Raw genomic sequence first — 19,863 nt, 5'->3', positions numbered from 1 at the left:
TGTTGTCTTGTCGGCGGTCGGGCGGTAGTGCGACGGCGAACAACAGAGACCTCCGCCATGAACCGACCGCACCTGACCCCACTTGCCGAAAGCCTGCCCGCAACCGTGCCCTTCGTCGGCCCGGAAGCACAAGAGCGGCAAAGAGGACGCCCGTTCCGCGCCCGCCTCGGGGCCAATGAAAGCGGGTTCGGACCGTCGCCGAAGGTGCAGGCGGCGATCGCCGCAGCAGCCGGCGGCATGTGGATGTATGGCGACCCGGAGAGCGCCGATTTGCGCGCCAAGCTTTCGCACAAACTTGGCGTTGCGCCGCAGAACATCGTCATCGGGGAGGGGATCGACGCGCTCCTTGGCCTCATCGTTCGCCTCTGGGCAGGCAGCGGCCAACCCGTCGTCACGTCGCTCGGCGCCTATCCGACGTTCAACTACCACGTCGCCGGTTTCGGCGCCCGCCTCGTCACCGTGCCTTACGAGGACGACCGGGAAAGCCTTGTCGCGCTGCTCGACGCGGTCAAGCGCGAAAACGCGCCGCTCGTCTATCTGGCCAATCCCGACAATCCGATGGGCACGTGGTGGCCGGCGGATGAAGTGGAACGCTTCATCGATGCGTTGCCCGAAACGACGATGCTCGTTCTCGATGAAGCCTATGGCGAAACCGCGCCGCACGGCACGCTCTTGCCGCTCGATGTGACGCGTCCCAATGTGCTTCGCATGCGCACATTTTCGAAGGCTTATGGTCTGGCCGGCCTGCGCTGCGGCTACGCCATCGGCGAAGCCCGGACGATCAACGCGTTCGAGAAGGTCCGCAACCATTTCGGCATGACGCGCATGGCGCAGGTCGCCGCGCTCGCGGCGCTCGACGACGAGCCATATCTTCAATCGGTGATCGCCGATGTTGCTGCCTGCCGCGACCGCCTGTCTTCCATCGCAGCGGCGAACGGGTTTTCCGCGATCCCGTCGGCAACGAACTTCGTGACCATCGATTGCAAAAGCGACGGCGCTTTCGCGATGAAAGTGATGCAGGAACTGATTGCGCGCGAAATCTTCGTGCGCAAGCCGATGGCCCCGGTTCTCGACCGCTGCATTCGCGTTTCGGTCGGCCCGGCGGCAGAAATCGATCTTTTCGAAGCCGAGCTGCCGAAGGCGCTCGCCGCCGCGCGCGGTTAGTTCAAGCGTCTACCGTTACCGGCCCGAGCGGGCGCGAGCAGCAGGCGAGAATGTAGCCTTCCTCGATCTCGTGATCGAGAATGCCGCCATTGTGGCTCATCTCCACGTCGCCGGAGAGCTTCAACGTCTTGCAGGTGCCGCACAGGCCGAATTCGCAGGCGGCGGGAATGCGCACGCCCGCCGCGCGCGCGGTCTGCAGGATCGTCTGATCGGGCAGGCACGAGGCTTCGACATCCGAAAGCGCAAAGCGCACAGGTTGCGCATCGGCCGGCGGTTCGGCGTTGATGATTTCCTCGAACGGCGCCTGCACGCGCTCTATGGTTGGCGCGCCGAAGCTCTCCTGATGGTAATGCGCCATGTCGAAGCTCTCCGCTTCGAGGATCTGGCGCACCGCGCGCATGAACGGGTCCGGCCCGCAGCAGAAGATTTCCCGCTCGGCGAAGTCCGGCGCGATCAGCTTCAGCCTTGTGGCATCGATCCGCCCGACATGGCCGAACCCGCCCTCGCGCCGCGCCCGTTCCTCCAGAAGGAAGTCGAGCGACAGGCCGTGCATATAATTGCCGACGAGTTCCAGTTCGCGCCGGAAGATCAAATCGTCATAGCGCCGCGCGCAATTGATGAAGGCGACATCGGTCTGCGGCGCGAAATCATTGAGCCACAACAGCATCGACATCATCGGGGTGATGCCCGAGCCGGCCGACAGGAACAGATACTTGGCCGCCGGGTGATTGTGCAGCGAGAAATCGCCTGACGGCCCGAAAGCGCGGATATGGTCACCCGGTTTCAGATTGTCGAACATCCAGCGCGTGCCGATCGAATCCGCCTGAGCCTTGACCGTCACGGCGATGGAGAACGGCCGCGACGGGCTCGACGAGAGCGTATAGGTGCGCATCAGCGGTTCCGGCTCGGCCGGCAGTTCCAGCGTGATGAACTGGCCGGGTTGGTATCGGAACCATGTCTGGCTGTCGGAGCGGAAGGCGAAGCTCTTCACGTCCGGCGCCTCGTCGACCACACGCAGGCATTCCAGCACCTGGAGCCGGTCGTCCCAGGGCACCATCTCGTCGAGATATTTGTAGAGCGATGTCGCGTTCATTGATCGCCCATCCTCCCCGCAAGTGGCGAGGTCAGCCTGCATCTATGACGAGCGTGATCTCCCCCCTTGCGGGGGAGATGCCCGGCAGGGCAGAGGGGGGCAACGTCGAGCATAGACATCCTCTCTAGGCCACGCTGCGCAGCGCCGGCTTGGCGTCGCCGGTCAGCCGATCTTCGGCGAAATTGCAATACCATTCGACGAACTGCATGACGCCGCCTTCATGTTCTTCGGAATAGGGGCCGGGCCGGTAGGCCGGGGAGGTGATGCCGAAGGCGTTTTCCTCGACGATCCGCCGGTCCTGATCGTTGGTTTCGGTCCATACGTGCGTGAGTTCGGCAAGGTCGTAATCAACGCCCTCGACGGCGTCCTTGTGAACGAGCCACTTGGTCGTCACCGCCGTCTCCGTGGCGCTGATGGGCAGCACGCGGAAGGTGACGGCATGGTCGCCGAGCACATGGTTCCACGTCGTCGGATAGTGATAGAGCAAAAGCGCGCCGATGCGGTCGGTCGATACCGAATCGGACAGGTTCTTCTTCACCGCGCGCTTGCCCGTCATCGTGTAGCTCACCGCATCGCGCAGCAGCGGCACGCGGGTGACGCGATACTGTCCGTCATCGGAAATCTCGAACGTGCTCGGCAATCCCGCCGCCTCGCATCTTTCCCAGTGCGCGACGATCTCGGGATCGCTCTTCGAACCCTGAATGCCGGTGGCGGTGGGTGCCTCGGGGAAGGTCTTGCACAATTCGGGATGGTTGCCCGCGCAGTGATAGCACTCGCGGTTGTTCTCCCAGACGAGCTTCCAGTTGCCTTTCTCGATGATCGTCGATTCGAACGCGATCTTGGTCTCGGTCAGGCGATGGGGCGCGAGATAGGGCTCGAGCCTGGCGCGAACGGGGGCAAAATCGGCCGGTTCGTCGGCAAGGCAAACGAACAGATATCCGGCGGCGCTTTCGCAGGCGATCGGTTTCAGGCCGAACTGCGAGGCGTCGAACTCCGCGCCCATCTGGCGCGCGAAGACGAGGCGCCCATCCAGATCGTAGGTCCATTGGTGATAGGGGCAGACGAGCTTTGCCGCCGTGCCCTTCGCCGCCGTGCAGACCCGCGAGCCGCGATGGCGGCATGTGTTGTGGAAGGCGCGGATCGTTCCCTTTGCGTCGCGCACCACGACGACCGGGTATTCGCCGATCTGGACCGTGATGTAGCTGCCGGGCTTGGGCAATTCGCAATCATGGCCGATGAACAGCCAGTCGCGATACCAGATAAGCTCCATGTCGAGCTTGAAGAATTCGGGATCGGTATAAAAAGCCTGGTCGAGGCTGTAGCCCGGCTGATGGCTTTTCAGCCGTTCCAGCATGTCCTTGCGCGTGTCCATGTCCTGTCCTGCCTCATGCGAGGACTGAACTGGTGGAGATGGCAAAGGAGAAGGGCGAGGAGCCAATGGCCGCTTCGCACGCATTCGCCTCTCGATCGCCCACCGCGATCAGTCGGTTCATCGTCGTTCAGGCTGGTTTCCGGACTCTGGAGCGGCCCTTCTTCGGGGCCTGCCGCGACACCTTCCCGAGGCGCATCCGCCCAGTGGCTCCCGTCGCCGCTTTCTCTCCACCACCGTTGCGGGGGCAGCGCCGGTTTTCGACCGGCTTCCCAATTCTCCATGCCCGTCGCCGGCCACGGCACCTGAATGCCATGACTAAATCATCTGTCGATTGATTCCAGTCGCATGAATGCGACATCGGATGGGCATCCGGCGACGCCGGCCATCATCATGGCGGGACTCGCGACTTTATGCGCAAGGACGACGCGTGAATCGGAGCCTTCGGCAGGCCCCGGCACACATCATCGGACGTGCTCCGATCTATCGCGCCGCCGCATAGGCCTGCATGAGGCGGGGGGTGGCGGCGGCATGCAGCAGGCCGTCCGCATCGCGCGCGGCGGCGACGAGGCGGCCGATCGTCCATTCTGGCGAGCGTTCCACGTCGTGGCCGCGCGCGACCAGATCGGCAAGCACCTCTTCCCCGAACGTCTCCTCGATCGTCAGGTTTCCGGGCCGGCGCTGGCGCGGATAGAAGGATGACGGGAAGTGGCCCGTATGGCTCATCGGCAGATCGATCGCCTCCTGCAGATTGAGGCCGTGATGGGCATGGCGCAGGAAGAACTGGAGCTGCCACTGTTCCTGCTGGTCGCCGCCCGGCGAACCGAACACCATGTAGGGCTTGCCGTCCTTTTCCGCGAGCGTCGGCGTCAGCGTGGTGCGCGGGCGTTTTCCCGGTGCGAGCGATGTCGGCAGGCCGTCCTCCAGCCAGAACATCTGGGCGCGCGTGTTCAGCATGAAGCCGAGTTCGGGAATGACCGGTGAGGACTGGAACCAGCCTCCTGACGGCATCGCCGCCATCATGTTGCCCCAGCGATCGACCGCATCGACATGAACCGTGTCGCCGCGCCGGGCCGAGCGCATTTCGGCGGTCGTCGGCTCGTTGGCGGCGGATGCGGTGCCCGTGAGCGAAAGGCGTTCGAGGGCCGCAAGTCCGCGCGCGACCTGTTCGGCGCGTCCGTCGACGGTGCCCGGCCGCAGGTCCAGCGAGGCGTTGTCGCCGATCAGCCGGGCGCGCTCAGTCCCGTAGGCGTCGGACAAAAGCGCGTCCAGTGGCACATCGGTGAAGTTCGGATCGCCATAGTAGATTTCGCGGTCGGCGAAGGCGAGCTTCATGGCCTCGGTCAGGACATGGACGAATTCGGCGGACGAGTGCCCCATGGCGCCGATGTCGAAGTTCTTCAGGATCGAAAGCGTTTGCAGGAAGACCGGTCCCTGGCCCCAAGGGCCGGTCTTGTGGACGCGGAAGTCGCCATAGTCGAGCGACGCCGGCGCGTCATAGGTCGCCTGCCAGCCCGCCATGTCGTCGGCGCTGATGACGCCGCGATGGCGCTCGCCGCTTTCGTCCATGACGGCGTTGTCACGGGCGAAGGCGTCGATCGCTTCGGCGACGAAGCCCTTGTAGAACGCCTCGCGCGCCTTCTCGATCTGGCGTTCGCGATCCGCCCCCGCGCTCTCGGCTTCCCTGATGATGCGGGCCCACGTTTCGGCCAGCTTCTCGTTGCGGAAGAGCTTGCGCGCCTGCGGCAACGCACCCTTCGGCACGAAGAGTTCGGCGGTTGTCGGCCACTCCTTCTCGAAGAAGTCCTTGAGGCCGGCAATGGTGTTCGCCACGCGCGGCAAAAGCGGATGGCCGTTCTGCGCGTAATGGATCGCCGGCTCCAGAACGTCGCGCACGGTCATTGTGCCGTGGTCGCGTAGCAGAACCATCCAGGCGTCGAACGCGCCCGGAATGACCGTCGCCAGAAGACCGTTGCCGGGTATGAGCTTCAACCCCTCGGCGCGGTAATGCTCGATCGTCGCGCCCGCCGGTGCCGTCGCCTGCCCGCACAGAACCTCTGTCTTGCCCGTCTTTGCAGAATGAAAGACGATCGGCACGTCACCGCCCGGCCCGACCAGATGTGGCTCCACCACTTGCAGGACGAACGCGCTGGCGACGCCCGCGTCGAATGCGTTGCCGCCGCGTTCCAGCATGGACATGCCGCTGCCGGTGGCCAGCCAGTGCGTGGAGGTGACGGCGCCGAAGGTCCCGAGAAGTTCGGGTCTGGTCGTGAACATTCTTTTATGTGTCCTTGCGGTTGATCAGTTTTCGCGCGGGTCGAGCGCATCGCGCAACCCGTCGCCCAGAAGGTTGAAGCCGAGCACGACGAGGAAGATCGCCGCACCGGGGAACACCGACATGGTCGGCGCCTGCGCCATGAAGTTCTTTGAAGCAGCCTCTCGGTACAGGTAGTTCGGATGTAGCTGGTTTCGAACGCCTATCATGGCCGAGCGCGTGTGCCGCATCAACTGGCCGGCCTGCGCGCCACCGACGGCAATCGAGCGAACGGGTGTCGCGCGAGGCGATTAAAATCGGGTCTGGTCCCGTACATCCAACCAAGATGCTGTGTCCTGCTTAGGCTTGAAAGTAGTGATTCCCGGTACGCAGATGCTGCTAGTTCGACGCGCGCCCCGCTCGCGGCCGTCGAGGCTGCCCCAGCCTGGCGCGTGCAGCAAGCGTCGCGATTCGTTCGTTCTGTGCAGTATCGATGCAGAGCGATTGGCAGAGCCGTGAAGCCTTGTTTGCCGATTGCCCTGCGGGCAGAAACGCCCCTTCCGTGCCTGTTTCGGCTCCGCCATCCCCTTTGAAGAACAGCGTGGTTGCAATTCTGCAACAACAGGACTTCGTGCATCATGAAAGCCGAGATATATCGACACTATTACGTTGTCGCCCGGAAGTCTCCTGCTATGTCTTCAAATAATCGTTGTGAGGGGCGGAACACATGCGGATACTTGGATCTATTGCACTCGTCTTGATTCTTGCCGCTTGTGCAGCTCCGTCAGATGGTCCCCTCGTTTCAGATATTCGCAATGCGACGATGCCCAATTCGAACGAGCGCTTCCCGGTGCTCGAACTGTCCCAGGCTCCGATCGGCTATGCGCCGACGACTGCCCGCTCGGCAAGCTCCGGAGCGGGTCTCGGCACATTGAGGACGGCGTCGCCCGCTGCGCAGCGTCTGCGCGCAGGGGATGTCATCGAGGTCACCATCATCGACCGCAGCGAAGAAGGGCTGATGTCCGCCGCCGACGCCAAAGTGATGAATCTCGGTCGTTTTACCGTCGATCAGGCCGGTTTCGTCTCCTTGCCGTTCGTTGGCCGGCAGCGCGTCGTGGAATCCTCGCCGGATGCCCTTCAGGCGCGCATCGTCGCCGGACTGCGCGGCTAACTATAAATGTACCGTTAAGGTGGGAATTATTAATCAGTTTAAATTCTGGATTATTGCGATGCCGTGTTTTATTGTGGCATATATAATATACAATTTTTTATCAGAAATATTTGTGAGTTAGGTGTGGAGGCTGGCAGTTCCAATCAAGCCGAAACCCGACCACGCGCGAAGAAAATCGCAATGGGTCGTCGCGCTTCACCGCCTTAAGTGTGACGCTCACAATAGTGCTCTCGGCTTGTTCTTCAGAGCAGTCGGCGCCGATCGCCGAAGCGCTATCAATCGATGGGCTGGGTACAGAAGCTGCTGCCGCTGAGTGTTGGTTTTTCCGATATGAAGAACGACTCGAAGAACTGGTCTCTAACCACCCGGAGAAGGCTTACGACCTGGCTTTGTCGAGCCGTCTTTACCCGGAGGACAGCGAGGCTCTCACTCTGATGCGTTCCAAATCGGTGCACGATCGCTTTACGCAGGGACAGGAGGCGATGGTGCTTCTACCGAACGTCGGCCGGAATATCATTCTGGCCCGGTTCCCTGACGGGCTCGACGCAGAACAATCCGCCCTTGCTCAGAACGAATGCGCGGCCTCCCAGAACGGAAATTGCTATCCGCTTCTTTATTTCGACGGTCAGGAGCTTTTCTGCCTTGGAACAACTGAGGAAGATTATGCGCGTGAACGTTCCGGTGGCTGAACATGGATAGGGCTGCTCCATCCTACCGGAAAACGATCGGCGTATTTATGCTGGAGTTCTCCATTGCGCTGATCCCGTTCAGTTTGGTCGCTGGCATGGTTTGGGCGCTCTTGGGATTTTCATATAGTGACGCAGCCGCAATTCTTCTTTCGATGGCGCTGGTTGCCGCCTACTTCTTCGTCGGTGACATGTTCTTCGGAGGAACTGTCCTTCGTCGCTTGTTCAGCCTCGTTCAGAAGCGGGAATATTGGCGGTCGATCGTGTCGTTCATGCTGGATTTCCTGACGGCTTTTTGGGTTCCGGGCTATGTCGTTGCATGGTGGACAGGGCAATTGCGCGGCTGGTTCTTCGATGTACAGGGCCTATGGGCTCTGGCCGTGTTCGGCGTTCTGCTCGGTTACTTCGTCATCGGCAACGCCATGTTTGGCGGCACGCCTTGGAGGCGGATTTTCGGAGTATCGGCAGGTAGCGGAAGAGGGCGATCCTGATGCCCCCAGCCCACCGCAAGGACGATATAGGCTCAGGCCGTGCTGCCATTTTCCGCCCTCGGCAGCGAACAGCGGCAGCCCTGACGTTTTCGTGAACGGGCGGCCGCTCATGCGGGTAGGGGGCACTTATGAACCTCATGCCTGCACCGCCGGCCATGCCGGGCCGCATGGCCGGGCGCTCGCAGACGGCTCCGGTTCCGTGTTCATCAACGGCCGACCAGCAGGCCGGATCGGCGATGCCATTGACTGCGGCGGCCACGCGGAAACCGGATCCGAGGACGTCTTCTTCGGCAACTGACAATCCAGGAGACACCTCGGCGATGCGAGCGAATCTTTTTTACCCAAATTCGTCTTCCGCACTCGAATTGGCAGGATATGACCTCGTGATGCAGTTCCCTTCGTGGTTTTTTATTGCGCACGGCGCTTGCCATAAGCTTTCCAATTGCTGCCCTGGCGATCGAGGCAGGCTTTCAGATAATGCAGGAAGCTGCCGACGAGGAAACTTACTTTCGGGGCGCGCAACAGATCGTCGAGGTCGGCCTCGAGGTGTTGCCAAATCTGACGCAGGGCCTTGTGTCGGCCGGCGATGACGCAGAGCGTGTCGAGATCACTTATATCATAGCCAGTATCCTCGCACCCACCATGAGGACTGACGAGGCAATCGATGAGATCAGGCTGACCGACGATCGCGGCTTTACGATCGGCCGGGTTGGCTTCACCGTCGAACTCTATTTCAAAGGCGGCGAAACGGTCGAACGACGCACGGCGCTCGCAGCGATCGTGCGCGACTATCACGGTTTCTTCGGCAAAGAACTTACGCATTATCTCAAGGTCGACGCGAACCGCCTGAGCCGGATCTGCGACGACACCTATATCGACCATTATGCGCAACAGGCTGAGGCGTTGCCGCCGGAGGAGCCGTTCGACGCCGGCGTCTTCGGCTATCCCGGCGGCGCGGTCGTCGACGAGCCGGTCCCGGTGTCGATGTCGTTCAGTGCGGCCGGTACCGAGCCCCTCATGCCGCTCGGCCTTTCGTATCTGAGCGTCTATTTCCCGGCATCCTTCGTCGCGGCGCACGGATATGTGCATTTCGTCGAAACGACGCGTAGATGGGCGGCGTCGCTGGAGGCAGCGCACGGCACGGCGGGTTACAGCGTGCTGCTGGAGCATGGCGAGTTCGGCGCCGGCGGCGTCAGGGCGCTGATGCCCGCTCTGAAGCGCTTTCCCGGCCTCGACTTCTCCGATCCGGGCATGTTCCTGGTGGAGGCGTCCGCAGCGGACGCCGCATCGATCGAATCGATCAACTGGCTGACGGTGCTGGGCGATGACGCGTTGACGCGGCTCGGCGGTGCGGAAGAAATCGCGCAGCGGCTTGGGCCGGCCTGTCAGGTTCATCTCTATCCGACCGGCGCGATCCTCCTGGCAGGCGACGTTCCGCAACTCGGCGATGGCAGCCGGGCCATCGTACCGGACGAATATCGACGCATTGCCCAAACGGTTCGGCCCATCCGCTTTTCCGGATACAAGCGCGGGCTGTTCGTTCTGGGCGGCGGCGAAGACGAACGCGAAGAGACCCGCAAATGGCTGCAACGCTTCAACTGAGGCAAAATGCGCGAAACGGAGGAACGGTATGCACCAAATGCTTATGACGGCTCTCGGCACCGTTTGCGCGGTGTTCGCGACTATTGGAACGGTGACGGCGATGTCCATCGACATCACCGTGGACCGGCTTTTCGATATTTGTGAGGCGCCTGCGGTGTCGGTGGTGGCGCAGAAGGGCGACGAACTTGGCTGGCGGCGGCTGACCGATGCGGAAACGCAGGAGTGGCATACCAGCTTCGTTGCCTACAATGGCGGTTCGGTGGAAATCGTGGGCTGGCAGCGGGAGGAGGCCGGCAAGCTCGAATCATTGTCGTTCTGGATCGCGGTCGGCCCGAACGGACATACGGCATGCGCATATTCGACGGAGGGACCTTCCGAATTCCTGGGCGCCTTGTCGGAGCGGCTTGGCCCGCCGGACAATTTCGACAGGAATGACGCCGTCGAAACGATATCGGCCTCGTGGATACGAGGCGCGACCCAGTATTCGTTCGTTCAAGTGGGCTCGCGCATCCTCGTCAATATCGGAACCGGCGGGTAGGACAGGCGAACGCGTTCCTGCGGATCGTCGCTAAATCCTGGATGATCGGCGATGGTGGCGGGCCGAAGCCGCCGAAACGGAGAACGACGTCGACGCTGTAGCCCTCTCTGACCATCCTGGAGTGAACTGCGAGCAAACGGTATAGAATGGTGCGAAGCGACCAACCGAACAGCGGCGGTGCTGCATGGTGAAACCCCTCAGAGGCAGGCTTGATGACAGACCTCCACTTGGTTGTTTCTAACAGCGCTGCCGGCTCCCTTCGCGCCGCCATTCGCGAATTCGGCCTTCCGGGCAAGGTATTCTCCATCATGGATGCGCTTGAACTGGGGCCATTGTCCGATGGGCGCGCACGCGCAGCCTTCTGGAGGTCGCTCGTGGTTCCGGACGACAGTGATGAACTGCCGTGTCAGGCTCGGGACGATGCTTTTGCACCGTGGCGCGATCTGCGAGAATGCGTCGCGGCCGAGAAGCCGCGACGCATTCTCATCTGGGGCAGCGAAAGCGGGGGCGACTACGTGCTTCTGCGAATGGCATGTCATTGGCTGACTGCAGAAAATGTTGCCATGTGGCGTGTTCCCGTGTCCCCACAAGTTGAACTTCATTCGGTTGCGGTTCATTCACCCAAAACACTGGCAAAATTTGCGCCGAAGGCCGTTCTTATTTCACCTGCAGATGTGACCGCGATGGCGGAAGAGTATCCCCGCATTGCGGCAAGGCCGGAACTTTTGCGAGAATGCGACTCGCAAGGGCGACTATTATTCAGACCCATTACGGCGCATGACGACTTCATTCTAGGCCTGTGCCCCCGTACGTGGACTTTGGCGGCGCGAGTCGTTGGTGACGTCATGAGCGGTAGTGATCCTCGCAATCCACTCGGCTATATATTCGTCGCGTCCCGCCTCCGGCATTTCATCGCGATAGGACTGATGGAGGTGGATATGCAAGGCGAGACGTTGCGGGATTATCGGATCTGCAGACGCTAGCAGTGCGAGAAGGGATTTCAGAGCACCTGCGCGGAGATGGCGGGCCGAAGCCGATCGAACCGAGAACTACATCTACGCTATAGCCCTACCTTTGTAACCCAACTCAGGGACCGTACGGGTATAGCAATGGCTCCAGAGTGAACTTACACGCAACAGGCGGACACTCTCGCCTGTTGCGCGCGGCGCCTAGGCTTGCAGATTGCCGGGCGTGGGGAGAGCCGCACAATCGCCCGATCGTTGTCGATCTCGATGTCGGCCACGTCATAGACCTGCATTGGATCGTCCGGTCGGCTGACTTCCCAGGTCAGCCGCGCGTCCATGTCGAGCTGAACCTTGTTGCCGACTTGGCCCAGGATCGACAGGAATTTTGCGACGGTCATGGGAGCGCTGCCGTGGGTCAAGGGTATGTCCTCTCCCTGCAAAATCGTTTCCCGCCACGCATCGCGATTGCCGCCGCAATCGAGCGTGACGAAGGAACCGGTCTTGACCTCCATGATGCGATAGCCGGCCTGCACTCGCTCGTTGCCAAGGGTGAGGACAAGAGCCTTGTTGGCATGGGCGTCCAAAACGTCGAGGATCGACCCGAGCGGGGCATCATCGGGAAATTCGCTGATTAAGGGGCTGGCGCGAACGTTCATCAGCGTGTATTCATTTATTCAACAACTCTTGAGACATTGAGGCGATAATGGATGAAAAGCAAGCCCTCTCAGCGTTTGCGGCGCTCTCCCAGGAAACCCGGCTGCGCATCGTCCGCCTGCTGGTGACGGCTGGCCCGGAAGGGATGCCGGCCGGCGCGATTGGGGAAGCGATGGATGGCGCATCGTCGTCGCGCATGTCCTTCCACCTGAGCCACCTTGAACAATCCGGCCTCGTCGCGTCACGCCGCGACGGGCGTTCGATCATCTACAGCGCCGCCTATCCGGCGCTGTCCGGCCTGGTCGAATTTCTCATGCGCGACTGCTGCCAGGGGCATCCCGAAGTCTGCACCCCGGCTGTCGCCGCACTCGCCGCCTGTTGTGTTTCTGCCAAGGACAACGCCCATGCCTGATAACGCCACGCCCGAACGCATCTTCAATGTCCTGTTCCTGTGCACCGGTAACTCGGCGCGCTCGATCCTGGCCGAGAGCATCCTGAACAAGGATGGCGCGGGCCGCTTCCGTGCCTACTCTGCCGGAAGCCAGCCCAAGGGAACGATCAATCCACTCGCCATCACGACGCTGGCGAACTTCGACTATCTCGCCGATGGCCTGCGCTCGAAAGCATGGGACGAATTTGCGTCTCCTGATGCCCCGGTCATGGATTTCGTGTTCACCGTCTGCGACAACGCGGCCGGCGAAGCGTGCCCGGTCTGGCCGGGCCAGCCGATGACGGCGCATTGGGGGATCGAAGACCCCGCCGCGGTCGAGGGCACCGAGATCGAGCGCAAGGCGGCTTTCGTGATCGCGTTCCGCTATCTGAAAAACCGCATCGCGATCTTCACCGCACTCCCCTTCGCCAGCCTCGACAGGTCCTCCCTTCGGACCAGGCTGGTCGAAATCGGCCAGAGCGAAGGGGCGACTTCGCCCCGCGACAGCGCAGCGTGAGGGCGACGATGGACGTCATCATCTACCACAACCCCGATTGCGGCACCTCGCGCAACACGCTCGGCCTGATCCGCAATTCCGGCGTCGAGCCGCATGTGATCGAATACCTCAAATCGCCGCCGTCCCGCGCGCTGCTTGTCCAACTCATCGCCCGCATGGGAATCGCACCGCGCGATCTCCTGCGCGAGAAGGGCACGCCTCACACAGAATTGGGTTTGGCTGATACCGAGCTAAGCGACGATTCGTTGATCGACGCGATGATGGAGCATCCCATTCTCATCAATCGTCCGATCGTCGTCAGCCCCCAAGGCGTGCGGCTCTGTCGCCCTTCGGAAGCCGTGCTCGATCTGCTGCCCCCGCAGCGCGGCGCGTTCGTGAAAGAAGACGGCGAGCGCATCATCGACGAACACGGACGGCGCGTCGCTTCCGCCTGACTTTTAGCCTCCACAAGCCCGCAATTGGAGAATACTCATGGCTTCCCTCAAGCCAGCGTCCCGCCTTGGTTTCCTCGACCGCTATCTGACGGTGTGGATTTTCGCCGCGATGGCGCTTGGTGTCGTGCTTGGCACGCTGTTCACCGGCCTGCCGGATGCTCTTAACGCCATGTCGATCGGCACCACCAACATTCCGATCGCCATCGGCCTGATCCTGATGATGTATCCGCCGCTCGCAAAGGTCCGCTACGAGGAATTGCATCAAGTCTTTTCCGACAAGCGGGTGCTGATCCTCTCGCTGGTGCAGAACTGGATCATCGGCCCGACGCTGATGTTCGCCCTGGCGGTGATCTTCCTGCGCGACTACCCGGAATACATGACGGGGCTGATCCTGATCGGGCTTGCCCGCTGCATCGCCATGGTGCTGGTCTGGAACCAGCTCGCGCGCGGCGACAACCAGTATGTCGCCGGCCTCGTCGCCTTCAACTCGATCTTCCAGATTCTGTTCTTCTCGATCTATGCGTGGTTCTTCCTCAACGTCCTGCCGCCTCTCTTCGGCCTTGAGGGCAGCGTGATCGATGTGGGCTTCTGGACCATCACAGAAGCGGTGCTGATCTATCTCGGCATCCCGTTCCTCGCCGGATACCTGACGCGGCGCATCCTCGTCGCCCGCAAGGGTGGGGATTGGTATGAGCGCGAATTTCTGCCGCGCATCAGCCCGATAACGCTTGCAGCCCTGCTGTTCACCATCATCGCGATGTTCAGCCTCAAGGGCGCGGATGTGGTGGCGTTGCCTCTCGATGCGCTGCGCATAGCGATCCCTCTGGCGCTGTATTTCATCATCCAGTTCCTCATCAGCTTTGCGATGGGGCGCTTGATCGAGGCGGACTATCCGCGCACAACGGCGATCGCCTTCACGGCGGCGGGCAATAATTTCGAGCTGGCCATCGCGGTCGCCATCGCCGCTTTCGGCCTCGCCTCGCCGGTGGCCTTCGCCGCCGTCATCGGGCCGCTCGTGGAAGTGCCAGCACTCATCCTGCTCGTCCATGTCTCGCTCAGGCTCGGCGCAAGATGGTTTCCTGAAACAAGGACACCCGTTGCCGTGCGTGCCGAGGCCAAACCATGACGGTTTCCGACCTTCCCAATCTGGTTCGCGCCGCGCTCGACAACCCATCCATCGAGCGCCTGCGAACGACGCCTTCCGCTCATCCGCCGCGCATTCTGCTGCTTTATGGCTCGTTGCGCGAACGCTCCTACAGCAGGCTGCTCACCCTCGAAGCCGAACGACTGCTCAACCATTTCGGCGCGGAAACCCGTGTGTTCGATCCGCACGGCCTGCCGCTACCCGATGGTGCGCCCGTCGATCATCCAAAAGTGCAAGAACTTCGGAAACTGTCGCAATGGTCCGAAGGGCAGGTCTGGACCAGTCCCGAGCGCCACGGCGCCATGAGCGGAATCCTCAAGGCGCAAATCGACTGGATACCGCTCGCGATGGGCGCGGTCCGCCCAACGCAAGGTCGCACGCTAGCTGTGATGCAGGTCTCCGGCGGCTCGCAGAGCTTCAACGCCGTCAACCAACTTCGCGTCCTTGGCCGATGGATGCGGATGATCACCATCCCAAACCAGTCCTCGGTCGCCAAGGCATATCAGGAGTTCGACGAAGCAGGCCGGATGAAGCCTTCATCCTATTACGATCGGGTGGTCGATGTGATGGAGGAACTGGTGAAGTTCACGCTCCTGACCCGCGATATCGCCCCCTACCTCACCGATCGCTACAGCGAGCGCAAGGAAACGGCCGATAAGCTGGAAGAGCGCATGGCGCTCAAGCGCGTCCGTTGATGACGAACCTGCCGGCGCAGACGGGTATATCCGGGCCAAGACGGTGGCCCGTCATCTCCGCGCTCGGCGTGGTGCAGATTTTCGCATGGGGCAGCTCCTATTACCTGCTGGCTGTTCTCGCAGCCCCGATCGCGGCCGACACGGGCTGGTCGCTTTCGTGGATCGTCGGCGCGCTCTCCATCGGCCTGCTCGCGGCCGGCATCGTTTCCCCGCGCGTAGGCGATGCAATCGGCCAATACGGAGGGCGGCCCGTCCTGGTTTTGGCTTGCCTTCTGCTCGCTGCCGGTCTCGTCATCCTTGCGGCTTCACCGTCGCTATGGGTGTTCGTTCTCGGATGGATCGTGCTCGGCATCGCAATGGGGGGCGGCCTCTATGACGCGGCCTTTGCCACGCTCGGCGGCTATTATGGCCGTTCCGCCCGATCCGCCATCACTACCCTGACCTTATGGGGCGGCTTCGCAAGCACTGTCTGCTGGCCGCTCTCGGCCTTGTTTCTGGAGCATTGGGGATGGCGCGGGGCGTGTTTGGCCTATGCCGGCATTCATCTCGCGATCTGCCTGCCGCTCGTGCTGCTGGTCCTTCCGAGCAACGGCGAGCCCAAGCCGGTTGGCGGGAAGCACGAAACACCGCGCATCGAGCTTCGCGGTCAAGAGCGCCGAGCCTATCTGACCGTGATGGCGATCACGGTGCTGGCCGGGCTCGGCGTCACTATCATATCGGTTCATCTGCTCACCCTGTTGCAGCAACGCGGACTATCGCTCGCCGAGGCGGTGGCACTCGGCGCGCTGATCGGCCCAGCCCAGGTCGCGGGCCGGATTTGTGAAATGGCGAGCGGGGGAAGGCATCATCCGTTCTGGACGCTTGCGATCGCCTCCGTACTGAGCGCGGCCGGGATGTCGATGCTGGCGGCGGGCTTCCCCATCATCGGCCTGTCGCTCATCTTCTACGGGGCCGGCAACGGCATCTTCTCGATCGCCAGGGGCGCGCTCCCGCTCGCCCTGTTCGGTCCCTCGCGCTATGCGCCGATCATGGGACGGCTTGCTCGGCCCAGTCTCATCGCCCAAGCCGTTGGCCCCACCGTGGGCGCGATCCTGCTATCTGTTGCAGGCACCGATCAAACCCTTGTGGCGCTGGCCGCTCTCGCCGTTGCCAATCTGGTGCTCGTCGTGCTGCTCTGGAGGGCCATGAAATCAACTCCAATTGCGCAGCAATGAGCATCTATCAGGCTGTAGCGTAGAATCGGCGGTTTACATGGCGGGATGCGGTGATCGGCGGCAATATCGAGCTATAGAGGGCAATCGGCGGCGATGGCGGAGAGGATGGGCGCAACACACGCCATAATTCTCAAGCCCTTACAAATCCCAACCCATCAAAACCGCTCACTGAAAACATTGCGCAATTAACGCGCGCGTCCAACCTCCCAATTGGCGGAAAAACAGGTCTTTGTCACGAGAGCACAGAGGCGATTTCGACCGCCGCCGATTGGTATCGTTCAAACCGTGACCGGTGCGAACGGCCGATAATTCCAGCTCTGCGACGGCGGTTTGGTCTGACGCCCCATGAGGCCGTCTGCGCAATCCGCGAGGCCGCTCGCTGATGTCACGCTTGCCAGAGAGCAGCGTTCTGATCGCGCTCAAGGCGATCGGACTAGCGCCTGGCTTCACCGGCGACACTCGGCGCGTTGCGGCCGCCATCCTCGATCACTTCAATCACAAGACAGGCCGTTGCGATCCAAGCAACGAACGTCTCGCTACGCTCCTCGGCATATCTGTTCGGATGGTGCGTAAGGCGACGAAAGAGCTTTGCGACGGACCAGCACCACTGTTCGAGAAGGTCAGCCACGGCGGTCACTCTCATTGCGCGAGCTACACGCCGCTTTGGGCGACCTTCGCGCGCGTCGTCTCAGAGTGGAATTCGTTGATGAAGGGCGCTTCTATGGACGCGGCAAACAGGAACAACCGTGCCTGTTCAACAGGAACAAGCGTGCCGGTTGAACAGGAACAACCGTGCCTACAAACCAGTCGAAGGAACCAGTTGAAAGAACCTGAGCAGGTTGAGGGGCAGAAGCCAGCCCCTTCTCGGCTGCGATCTGCCGAACCCTCGAATGGGCTTATGACGAATAGGCGCTTGCCGTCGAAGCAGGTGCCAATGCTACTCCCGGTTGTGGGCGGGAGAAGCGCCGCGAAGGCCGATGCTGCGGAGGCGGCGCGTTACCGCAAGATCGCGGCCGAAATCAACCGACTGCCAAAGCACGAGCGCGCCGCCGCATGGTTAGCGCAGATGGGGGAGCGCTGATGCGGATCGGGAATTGTGCCGTTTGCGGTGAAAGCTTTGAGGCTGGCTCGCGTGGTCGGCAAGCGATGCACTGCTCGGCCGCTTGCAAGGCTGAATTGGTCCGCCGTCAGCGAAATGCCTGGCGCGCGGCTAATCCTTCGAAGATGGCTGCGCAGCGAGCGCGAGCACGTGCAGGCCGTCCGTTGTTCGTCGAGGTTCCTTGCCTGATCTGCGGCAGCCCAGTCATCCAGCCGCGCCGGGGCAGAGGACGCCATGCCCGAACGTGCTCCGCCGCTTGCTGGCAGGAGCAGCACCGTCGGACGAACCGAAAGCACAAGGCGAAGCTGAAGGCGGGGGGCGGGTCGAAAGTCGCGACCGACCCAACCGCTAGACCCGTCCCCCTCTCATTCGCAGATTTTATTTCCGCTCAGGCGAATTTTGAGGCGTCGGACGCCGTCTCAGTCAACGGCGACCTTCTGAAAACCCTTGAAACGCAAGGGATCGCGACAGACGGTGCAGCCGAGCGCGACGAATTTCTCCCGATTTCTTTCGATTTTAGAGCCATGGAGCCAATGACGATGAAGCCGACCGAACATTCACCCGACGAGCTACACGAGCTGCAAGTTCGCGCCGTCAGCCGTTCCGTTTCCCGGCTGGTATCGCATACCGGATATGCGCCTGAAGCGATCATTGAGGGCGCGCTACGGGGCGCATCCGCTATTGGCATAGGCATGGGGTCGAGTGCCGATGAGATGGCGGCGCTTGTGGAAAATTTCGCGTTTGGTCTGCGCAATCTCGACAAACCAGATTTGAAGGTCGTACAGTGATCTCGAATCAAGAGCCGTTCGGCTTTGGTGACGGGGCGAATAACCCCCTCGGAGTACGCGCGACGCTGCTCAGCCAAGGTCAGGCGTTTGAAACGGTCGGCTGCCGTAGCGCCGACGACGAGCCTGCCGTAGCGGCTCTAAGGTACGCGCGACGCTGCCTATTTTCCCCTGTCAGTTTCAACCTCTCCGGAGGCGTTTCGCTGCATGTCGGCGTCCGCTCTGGATATCCGAAAAGGATCGCGTCTATGAACGCGCTTACCCGTCATCGCGGAATCGTGGCTATCCACGCCAATAGCCGTAATACCGACCTCGCCACGGTCTTGGCCGAAATGAATTCCGACCTGTCGGCGTTCCGTGCCAGACAGGATGGAACCCTTGCCGAGCATCGAGAAATGCTCGACGACATCAACACCCGTATCGCGCAGATGCAGACGGGGCCAGCAACGGCACAGCCCTCCGCTATGCGCTCGCCGGATCCAGCATATACAGCCTCGTTCGGCGGCTGGATCCGTGACGGCCGAGACGAGTCCGAAGTGCGCGACGCTCAGCGCAATGGCCTGCGAGCATCCATCCAAGCCAGCATGAGCGTCGGCACGCCGAATTCGGGTGGCTATCTCGCGCCAGTCGAGTGGGATCGGCAAATCATTGCCGCCCTTGAGCCGCTGTCTCCGATGCGCCGCCTGGCGCGCGTCGTCTCGACCACTGTCGGTGGCTATTCGACGCTTTGGAACGGCAAGGGCTGGGGATCGGGTTGGGTCGGTGAGACCGCCGCGCGACCGCAGACCGAAAGCGGAACGATCGAGCCGATCGAATTTACGCATGGCGAGATCTACGCGAACCCCGCCATCACGCAGCGTCTGCTCGACGACGCTGATTACAACGTCGCTAACTTCATCACCGACGAGCTGGCGGAGGAATTTGCCAAGCAGGAAGGTGTCTCGTTCATCGCCGGCAACGGGATCAACAAGCCGCGCGGCTTGCTGACATACGTTCCAGGCGGAACAAGCGCCACGGTTCATCCGGGTGGCACGTTGGACGTTATGGCGAGCGGCGCTGCGGCGGCGCTCGGCAATGCCGACAGTCTTATCGACTTCGTGTATGGCCTTCCTGCGCCCTACCGTCGAAATGCGCGCTGGCTGATGAACTCAACCACGGCGGCGACGATCGCGAAGATGAAGGACGGGCAGGACAACTATCTGTGGCGCGAAACCTACGTCGCAGGCCAGCCGGCAACGCTGCTCGGCTACCCTGTCGAGATTGACGAGAACATGCCTGATATCGCGGCCGATGCGCTCCCGATCGCGTTCGGTGATTTTCAGGCGGGCTACGTCATTAACGATCGCATCGGCGTCCGCATGCTGCGCGATCCCTACACCAACAAGCCGTTCGTGCATTTCTACGCGACGAAACGTGTCGGTGGCGGCGTGCGTGATCCGCGCGCCATTCGCCTGATGCGCATCGGCGTTGCATCTGAGGGCGGCAATTAATCCGGCGCGCTATTTCCTGAGGCCAATGAGCTAGGCCGAAAACGGTAAGTCACCTCCCTGCGCCGTTC

The 19,863-nt window shown here is 61.8% G+C and carries 21 protein-coding genes, 1 pseudogene and 1 riboswitch; of the genes and pseudogenes, 17 read left to right on the top strand and 5 right to left on the bottom strand.

The genetic code is table 11. From position 1 onward, the window contains the following. The first annotated feature begins 57 nt into the window (after positions 1 to 57). Positions 58 to 1,164 carry a pyridoxal phosphate-dependent aminotransferase gene (locus GTW25_RS00265; RefSeq protein ID WP_252909971.1) on the top strand — a complete coding sequence of 369 codons (1,107 nt, stop codon included), beginning with the start codon at positions 58 to 60 and terminating at the stop codon, positions 1,162 to 1,164. 1 nt (position 1,165) lies between these two features. Here GTW25_RS00265 and GTW25_RS00260 read toward each other — a convergent pair whose 3' ends face one another. The 4 genes and pseudogenes from GTW25_RS00260 to GTW25_RS00245 form a co-directional block, all read right to left on the bottom strand. After that, positions 1,166 to 2,257 carry an FAD-binding oxidoreductase gene (locus tag GTW25_RS00260; protein WP_252909970.1) on the bottom strand — a complete coding sequence of 364 codons (1,092 nt, stop codon included), beginning with the start codon at positions 2,255 to 2,257 and terminating at the stop codon, positions 1,166 to 1,168. A gap of 124 nt (positions 2,258 to 2,381) precedes the next feature. After that, the gene (locus GTW25_RS00255; protein ID WP_252909968.1) at positions 2,382 to 3,629 is read right to left on the bottom strand and encodes an aromatic ring-hydroxylating oxygenase subunit alpha; all 1,248 of its coding nucleotides are present in this window, start codon (positions 3,627 to 3,629) and stop codon (positions 2,382 to 2,384) included. 113 nt (positions 3,630 to 3,742) lie between these two features. Then, positions 3,743 to 3,950: riboswitch (cobalamin riboswitch) on the bottom strand. A gap of 159 nt (positions 3,951 to 4,109) precedes the next feature. Further along, on the bottom strand, positions 4,110 to 5,903 hold the full coding sequence (locus GTW25_RS00250) for a gamma-glutamyltransferase family protein (RefSeq protein WP_252909966.1): 1,794 nt from the start codon (positions 5,901 to 5,903) through the stop codon (positions 4,110 to 4,112). A gap of 24 nt (positions 5,904 to 5,927) precedes the next feature. Then, positions 5,928 to 6,056 (bottom strand): annotated as a pseudogene (locus GTW25_RS00245) (ABC transporter permease); the annotation flags it as partial. Positions 6,057 to 6,703: 647 nt separating this feature from the next. On the opposite strand from GTW25_RS00245, the gene GTW25_RS00240 reads away from it, so the two are divergent. From GTW25_RS00240 to GTW25_RS00210, 7 genes are all read left to right on the top strand, one after another. After that, the gene (locus GTW25_RS00240) at positions 6,704 to 7,051 is read left to right on the top strand and encodes a polysaccharide biosynthesis/export family protein (protein ID WP_252909965.1); all 348 of its coding nucleotides are present in this window, start codon (positions 6,704 to 6,706) and stop codon (positions 7,049 to 7,051) included. Between the two features lie 209 nt (positions 7,052 to 7,260). Next, entirely contained in the window at positions 7,261 to 7,740 is a 480-nt protein-coding gene (locus tag GTW25_RS00235) for a hypothetical protein (protein WP_252909963.1), read from the top strand. A gap of 2 nt (positions 7,741 to 7,742) precedes the next feature. Further along, on the top strand, positions 7,743 to 8,228 hold the full coding sequence (locus GTW25_RS00230; RefSeq protein WP_252909962.1) for a hypothetical protein: 486 nt from the start codon (positions 7,743 to 7,745) through the stop codon (positions 8,226 to 8,228). Positions 8,229 to 8,337: 109 nt separating this feature from the next. Next, on the top strand, positions 8,338 to 8,526 hold the full coding sequence (locus GTW25_RS00225; RefSeq protein ID WP_252909961.1) for a PAAR domain-containing protein: 189 nt from the start codon (positions 8,338 to 8,340) through the stop codon (positions 8,524 to 8,526). A gap of 179 nt (positions 8,527 to 8,705) precedes the next feature. Continuing rightward, entirely contained in the window at positions 8,706 to 9,830 is a 1,125-nt protein-coding gene (locus GTW25_RS00220; protein ID WP_252909960.1) for a type VI immunity family protein, read from the top strand. Positions 9,831 to 9,858: 28 nt separating this feature from the next. Further along, complete coding sequence (locus GTW25_RS00215) at positions 9,859 to 10,368, top strand: hypothetical protein (protein WP_252909959.1); 510 nt, start codon at positions 9,859 to 9,861, stop codon at positions 10,366 to 10,368. 212 nt (positions 10,369 to 10,580) lie between these two features. Then, positions 10,581 to 11,351, top strand: coding sequence for a DUF1835 domain-containing protein (locus tag GTW25_RS00210; RefSeq protein WP_252909957.1), 771 nt, complete (start codon positions 10,581 to 10,583; stop codon positions 11,349 to 11,351). Between the two features lie 143 nt (positions 11,352 to 11,494). On the opposite strand, the gene GTW25_RS00205 is transcribed toward GTW25_RS00210, so the two are convergent. Continuing rightward, a complete protein-coding gene (locus tag GTW25_RS00205) occupies positions 11,495 to 11,989 on the bottom strand; it encodes a DUF6428 family protein (RefSeq protein ID WP_252909955.1) in 495 nt (164 codons plus the stop codon). Between the two features lie 47 nt (positions 11,990 to 12,036). Here GTW25_RS00205 and GTW25_RS00200 point away from each other — a divergent pair, with 47 nt between their 5' ends. From GTW25_RS00200 to GTW25_RS00160, 9 genes are all read left to right on the top strand, one after another. Next, a complete protein-coding gene (locus GTW25_RS00200; protein ID WP_252909953.1) occupies positions 12,037 to 12,399 on the top strand; it encodes an ArsR/SmtB family transcription factor in 363 nt (120 codons plus the stop codon). Further along, complete coding sequence (locus GTW25_RS00195; protein ID WP_252909950.1) at positions 12,392 to 12,934, top strand: arsenate reductase ArsC; 543 nt, start codon at positions 12,392 to 12,394, stop codon at positions 12,932 to 12,934. Before GTW25_RS00200 ends, GTW25_RS00195 begins: the two co-directional genes overlap by 8 nt. Before the next feature lie 8 nt (positions 12,935 to 12,942). Next, complete coding sequence (gene arsC, locus GTW25_RS00190) at positions 12,943 to 13,368, top strand: arsenate reductase (glutaredoxin) (RefSeq protein ID WP_252909948.1); 426 nt, start codon at positions 12,943 to 12,945, stop codon at positions 13,366 to 13,368. 37 nt (positions 13,369 to 13,405) lie between these two features. Beyond that, entirely contained in the window at positions 13,406 to 14,494 is a 1,089-nt protein-coding gene (arsB, locus tag GTW25_RS00185) for an ACR3 family arsenite efflux transporter (protein ID WP_252909947.1), read from the top strand. Beyond that, positions 14,491 to 15,207, top strand: coding sequence for an arsenical resistance protein ArsH (gene arsH / locus GTW25_RS00180; protein ID WP_252909946.1), 717 nt, complete (start codon positions 14,491 to 14,493; stop codon positions 15,205 to 15,207). The genes arsB and arsH overlap by 4 nt, the downstream gene beginning before the upstream one ends. Next, the gene (locus tag GTW25_RS00175; RefSeq protein ID WP_252909945.1) at positions 15,207 to 16,421 is read left to right on the top strand and encodes an MFS transporter; all 1,215 of its coding nucleotides are present in this window, start codon (positions 15,207 to 15,209) and stop codon (positions 16,419 to 16,421) included. Before arsH ends, GTW25_RS00175 begins: the two co-directional genes overlap by 1 nt. 382 nt (positions 16,422 to 16,803) lie before the next feature. Continuing rightward, on the top strand, positions 16,804 to 17,502 hold the full coding sequence (locus GTW25_RS00170; protein ID WP_252909944.1) for a helix-turn-helix domain-containing protein: 699 nt from the start codon (positions 16,804 to 16,806) through the stop codon (positions 17,500 to 17,502). Positions 17,503 to 17,684: 182 nt separating this feature from the next. Next, positions 17,685 to 18,308, top strand: coding sequence for a hypothetical protein (locus GTW25_RS00165; RefSeq protein ID WP_252909943.1), 624 nt, complete (start codon positions 17,685 to 17,687; stop codon positions 18,306 to 18,308). Next, on the top strand, positions 18,305 to 19,795 hold the full coding sequence (locus GTW25_RS00160; RefSeq protein ID WP_252909942.1) for a phage major capsid protein: 1,491 nt from the start codon (positions 18,305 to 18,307) through the stop codon (positions 19,793 to 19,795). The genes GTW25_RS00165 and GTW25_RS00160 overlap by 4 nt, the downstream gene beginning before the upstream one ends. Positions 19,796 to 19,863 lie beyond the last annotated feature (68 nt).

This window comes from Aliihoeflea aestuarii (genome assembly GCF_024105665.1).
GTDB classification, from domain to species: Bacteria; Pseudomonadota; Alphaproteobacteria; order Rhizobiales; family Rhizobiaceae; genus Aliihoeflea; species Aliihoeflea aestuarii.
The sequence above is the reverse complement of the archived record's forward strand: the minus strand, read 5'-3'. Positions and strand labels throughout refer to the sequence as shown.